The organism is Pseudomonas sp. P4_C3 (assembly GCF_056402075.1).
This window is the reverse complement of sequence record NZ_JBFUIC010000283.1, coordinates 1-5,269: the sequence shown is the minus strand read 5'-3', so window position 1 is coordinate 5,269 and position 5,269 is coordinate 1. Positions and strand designations below refer to the sequence as shown.

General features: G+C 59.1%; 6 protein-coding genes and 1 pseudogene. 1 reads left to right on the top strand and 6 read right to left on the bottom strand.

Translation table 11 applies throughout. From position 1 onward, the window contains the following. Positions 1-40: 40 nt before the first annotated feature. The 5 genes from AC1DVH_RS25700 to rplU form a co-directional block, all read right to left on the bottom strand. Complete coding sequence (locus AC1DVH_RS25700; RefSeq protein ID WP_477756166.1) at positions 41-502, bottom strand: CreA family protein; 462 nt, start codon at positions 500-502, stop codon at positions 41-43. Between the two features lie 12 nt (positions 503-514). After that, the gene (gene proB, locus AC1DVH_RS25695) at positions 515-1,633 is read right to left on the bottom strand and encodes a glutamate 5-kinase (RefSeq protein WP_477756167.1); all 1,119 of its coding nucleotides are present in this window, start codon (positions 1,631-1,633) and stop codon (positions 515-517) included. Positions 1,634-1,780: 147 nt separating this feature from the next. Next, on the bottom strand, positions 1,781-3,004 hold the full coding sequence (gene cgtA / locus AC1DVH_RS25690) for an Obg family GTPase CgtA (RefSeq protein ID WP_008052064.1): 1,224 nt from the start codon (positions 3,002-3,004) through the stop codon (positions 1,781-1,783). Positions 3,005-3,199: 195 nt separating this feature from the next. Continuing rightward, entirely contained in the window at positions 3,200-3,457 is a 258-nt protein-coding gene (gene rpmA / locus AC1DVH_RS25685; protein ID WP_003281574.1) for a 50S ribosomal protein L27, read from the bottom strand. 35 nt (positions 3,458-3,492) lie between these two features. Beyond that, positions 3,493-3,807, bottom strand: a complete 315-nt coding sequence (rplU, locus tag AC1DVH_RS25680) for a 50S ribosomal protein L21 (RefSeq protein ID WP_003176051.1) — start codon at positions 3,805-3,807, stop codon at positions 3,493-3,495. A gap of 239 nt (positions 3,808-4,046) precedes the next feature. Here rplU and AC1DVH_RS25675 point away from each other — a divergent pair, with 239 nt between their 5' ends. Continuing rightward, positions 4,047-5,015 carry a polyprenyl synthetase family protein gene (locus AC1DVH_RS25675; protein ID WP_414875874.1) on the top strand — a complete coding sequence of 323 codons (969 nt, stop codon included), beginning with the start codon at positions 4,047-4,049 and terminating at the stop codon, positions 5,013-5,015. 116 nt (positions 5,016-5,131) lie between these two features. On the opposite strand, the pseudogene AC1DVH_RS25670 reads toward AC1DVH_RS25675, so the two are convergent. Further along, positions 5,132-5,269: pseudogene (locus AC1DVH_RS25670) on the bottom strand (polyprenyl synthetase family protein); the annotation flags it as partial.

Here is a 5,269-nt window from a genome sequence, read left to right as displayed (position 1 = left end):
ATCGCGAGCAAGCTCGCTCCCACAGGGATCTACTTCAAAGTTATTGATGCGCCCACGGCAAAATCGGAATCGCCGTCACCGCATTCTGCGGACTGCCCTCGATCAAGCGATCGCTGTAGACCAGATACACCAGCGTATTGCGCTTCTTGTCGAGAAAGCGCACCACCTGCATGGTCTTGAACACCAGGGACGTGCGCTCCTTGAACACCTCGTCGCCATCCTTGAGTTCGCCCTTGAAGCTGATTGGCCCAACCTGACGACAGGCGATAGATGCCTCGGCACGATCCTCGGCCAACCCCAGACCACCCTTCACGCCGCCAGTCTTGGCCCGCGACAGGTAGCAGGTCACACCATCGACCTTGGGGTCATCAAAGGCCTCGACCACGATCCGGTCATTCGGCCCGACAAACTTGAACACCGTCGACACCTGACCGATCTCTTCGGCCGAAGCCAGCAGGGGCATCGCCAACAGCAACCCCAACAATCCTTTTGCCACGCGCATTCAGGTATTCCTTCAGACCAGAATCAGGTTATCGCGGTGAACCAGTTCCGGCTCCGCCATGTAACCCAACAGACCGACAATCGCCTCAGACGACTGACCAATGATTTTTTGTGCTTCCAGCGCACTGTAGTTGGCCAGGCCACGAGCGATCTCGCGACCGTCCGGCGCCACGCAGACCACCATCTCACCGCGACGGAAGCTGCCCTGCACCAATTTGACCCCAACCGGCAGCAAGCTCTTGTTGCCCTGGGACAACGCAATCACCGCACCCGCATCCAGCACCAGGGTGCCACGGGTTTGCAGGTGACCGGCCAGCCACTGCTTGCGTGCCGCCAGCATGCCGCGCTCCGGCGAGAGCAAAGTGCCGATGCGCTCGCCCGCCTTGAGGCGATCCAGCACGCGCTCGATGCGCCCACCAACGATGATGGTGTGAGCACCGGAACGGGCCGCCAGACGCGCAGCACGCAATTTGGTCTGCATGCCACCACGCCCCAGCGCACCACCGGTGCCGCCCGCCACCGCGTCGAGCGCCGGATCATCGGCACGCGCTTCGTAAATCAGCTGGRCATCCGGATTGTTGCGCGGATCAGCGTCGAACATGCCGTCGCGATCCGTCAGAATCACCAGCAAATCCGCCTCGACCAGGTTCGCCACCAGCGCTGCCAGGGTGTCGTTGTCGCCAAAACGAATTTCGTCGGTGACCACAGTGTCGTTCTCGTTGATCACCGGAATGACTTTCAGCTCGACCAGTGCACGCAAGGTACTGCGGGCATTCAGGTAGCGCTTGCGGTCGGACAGGTCGTCATGGGTCAGGAGAATCTGCGCGGTATGCCGGCCATGCTCGGCAAAGCTCGATTCCCAGGCCTGCACCAACCCCATCTGACCGATTGCAGCAGCGGCCTGGAGCTCGTGCATCGCACTGGGTCGCGAGGTCCAGCCCAGACGGCTCATACCGGCCGCCACCGCCCCGGAGGACACCAGCACCAGCTCGACACCCGCCTCATGCAAGGCCACCATCTGCTCAACCCAGACACCCATTGCCGCGCGATCCAGGCCTTTGCCGTCCGCCGTCAGCAAAGCGCTGCCGATCTTCACGACCCAACGCTGCGCACCTGTCACCTTGCTCCGCATCATCTTCAACCTTAGCTTGAGGACAGCGCGACCTAGCACTGCCCGTGACGTTATTCGTGGTTATTCGTGGTTATTCGTGACCAACAATCGATTTCCAGATACCAAAACGCCGCTCGATTGAGCGGCGCTTAAGTTTATCGCAACGAATCAGTCACGCACGTAAATGATTTCCGGACCGTCTTCGTCATCCACATCTTCTTCGTCCCAATCATCGTCACCGATGTCGTGGACCGACTTCACGCCGCTGCGACGCAGGGCACGCTTGTCATCCAGCGCCTGCAGTTGCGCGCGAGCTTCGTCTTCGATGCGCTGATCGAGATCGGCCAGCTCTTCCTTGTAAGCCGGGTCATTGGCCAGGCGATCAGCACGATCTTCCATGTAACGCATGATGTCGTGGCACAGACGCTCGGTACCGAGCTTGGAGATGGCCGAGATCACGTAGACCGGACCAGTCCATTCCAGGCGATCAACGATTTCCTTGACGCGAGCATCGTGCTCCTCATCAAGGATCTGGTCGCACTTGTTCAGGACCAGCCAGCGATCACGCTCCGCCAGGGACGGGCTGAACTTGATCAGCTCGTTGACGATCACTTCAGCGGCATCCGGTGCGCTGGCGTCATCCAGCGGCGCCATGTCCACGAGGTGCAGCAGCAGGCGCGTACGCGCCAAGTGCTTGAGGAAGCGAATACCCAGACCAGCACCTTCGGAAGCACCTTCGATCAAACCCGGAATATCGGCAATGACGAAGCTCTTCCAGCGATCGACGCTGACCACACCCAGGTTCGGCACCAGCGTGGTGAACGGGTAGTCGGCAACTTTCGGCTTGGCAGCCGAAACCGAACGGATAAAAGTACTTTTACCGGCGTTCGGCAAGCCCAGCAGACCTACGTCAGCCAGTACCTTCATTTCCAGCTTCAGGTCGCGCTGCTCACCCGGCTTGCCCGGAGTAGTCTGGCGCGGCGCACGGTTGGTACTGGATTTGAAACGGGTGTTGCCCAGACCGTGCCAGCCGCCCTGCACCACCATCAATTTCTGACCAGCCTTGGTCAGGTCACCGATGACCTCCTGAGTCGCGGAGTCGATCACCGTGGTGCCGACCGGAACGCGCAGGATCAGGTCTTCACCCTTCTTGCCGGTGCAGTCGGTGCTGCCGCCGTTGGAGCCACGCTCGGCATCGAAGTGCCGGGTGTAACGGTAGTCCACCAGGGTGTTGAGGTTTTCGTCGGCCATCATGTAGATGGAACCGCCGTCACCGCCATCACCGCCGTTCGGACCACCGTTCTCGATAAATTTTTCCCGACGGAAACTCATKGCGCCATTGCCGCCATCACCAGCCTTTACGCGAATCGATACTTCATCAACAAACTTCATAACAAACGCCTCTCGCCATACGGACGAGCCGAAAAACAATCAAGACATAAGACTCTTGCAAAAATGAGCGCAGCGACCCCAAACCACGACACCTACATCGTACGCCAACAGCCCATACAAACAGCTTTGCAAGAGACTCACCCCACAAACGAAAAAGCCCCGTCGCGAGACAGGGCTTTTCCAGCGATCGCGCAATTAAGCCGCGACTACGCTCACGTAACGACGACCGAAGGCGCCTTTTACTTCGAACTTGATCACGCCTTCGACTTTAGCGAAGAGGGTGTGATCCTTACCCATGCCAACGCCGTAGCCAGCGTGGAATTGGGTGCCGCGCTGACGCACGATGATGTTGCCTGCTTTGATAGCCTGGCCGCCATACATCTTCACGCCAAGGCGTTTGGCTTCTGAGTCGCGACCGTTACGGGTACTACCACCAGCTTTTTTGTGTGCCATGAGTTCAATTCTCCTAGTGAGGAATTAGGCTGAAATTAAGCCTGAATACCGGTGATTTTGATCTCGGTGTACCACTGGCGGTGGCCCATACGCTTCATGTGGTGCTTACGACGACGGAACTTGATGATGCGGACTTTATCGTGACGACCTTGGGAGATCACTTCAGCCACAACGGTAGCGCCAGCAACAACTGGAGCGCCGATATTCACGTCGTCACCGTTGGCAACCAACAGAACGCGATCAAAGGTAACGGATTCGCCGGTAGCGATTTCCAGTTTTTCGATCTTCAGGTATTCACCTGGGGCGACTTTGTACTGCTTGCCGCCAGTAACGATTACTGCATAAGACATGGTATTTCTCCGATAATCCTGCTCACCCAGCTCTTTATAAGAAGAGGTATTGGCTGGCATGGCTGCATGGGGCTGGAGGCCCGCTTGCAATTGCGTAAGGCAGGTGCTGCCCAGGAAGTTCAGGGTGCGCGATTGTACGCAAGCCACGAGCGCCTTGCAAGGGGCAGTCCATCGCGCCTTGACAGGCCCGGACGCGGGTCCTAGCATGCCGCGCAACCCTTCTGGAGCGACTGTCGCTGATGCAACCCCAAGCTTTCTACCGCGCGGTGGCGGACGATTTTAGCGCCGTCGACGGCATCATCAAGAAGCAGCTGACTTCGCGCGTGCCGCTGGTCTCGAAAATCGGCGATTACATTACCTCGGCCGGCGGTAAACGCCTGCGTCCTTTATTGGTGTTGCTGTGCGGCAAGGCCCTGGGCCGTGAAGGTGACGAGCTGCGCCTGCTGGCCGCCACCATCGAATTCCTGCACACCGCTACCCTGCTGCATGACGACGTGGTCGACATGTCCGGCATGCGCCGTGGCCGCTCGACCGCCAACGCCATGTGGGGCAACGCGCCAAGCGTGCTGGTCGGTGACTTCCTGTATTCGCGCTCGTTCGAAATGATGGTCGAACTGGGCTCGATGCCGGTGATGAAGATCCTTTCGCAGGCCACGCGCATCATCGCTGAAGGCGAAGTGTTGCAGCTATCGAAGGTTCGTGACGCCAGCACCACCGAAGAAACCTACATGGAAGTCATCCGCGGCAAGACCGCGATGCTCTTCGAAGCCTCGACCCACAGTGCTGCCGCCCTGTGCGAAGCCACGCCGGAACAGGCCGAAGCCCTGCGTACATTCGGGGATCACCTGGGGGTGGCCTTCCAACTGGTCGACGACCTGCTGGACTACAAAGGCGACGCAGAAACCCTGGGCAAGAACGTCGGTGACGATCTGGCCGAAGGCAAGCCGACCCTGCCGCTGATCTACACCATGCGTGAAGGCACACCGGAGCAAGCCGCCCTGGTGCGCAAGGCGATCCAGAAAGGCGGAATCGAAGATCTGGAAAGCATCCGTGAAGCCGTGGAAGCCTCGGGCTCGCTGGAGTACACCGCGCAACTGGCCCGCGATTATGTGGCCCGTGCGATCAAGTGCCTCGAAACGCTGCCTGCCAGCGAATACCGCGATGCACTGGTTGAACTGAGTGAGTTCGCGGTCGCGCGTACGCACTAAGGGATATCTGTAGGAGCGAGCYTGCTCGCGAAGGTCGTCAACGATAACGCGTGCATCCTGAATGAATGCGGTGTCATTGAGTTCTTCGCGAGCAAGCTCGCTCCTACAGATATCCCTTAGTGCGTACGCGCGACCGCGAACTCACTCAGTTCAACCAGTGCATCGCGGTATTCGCTGGCAGGCAGCGTTTCGAGGCACTTGATCGCACGGGCCACATAATCGCGGGCCAGTTGCGCGGTGTACTCCAGCGAGCC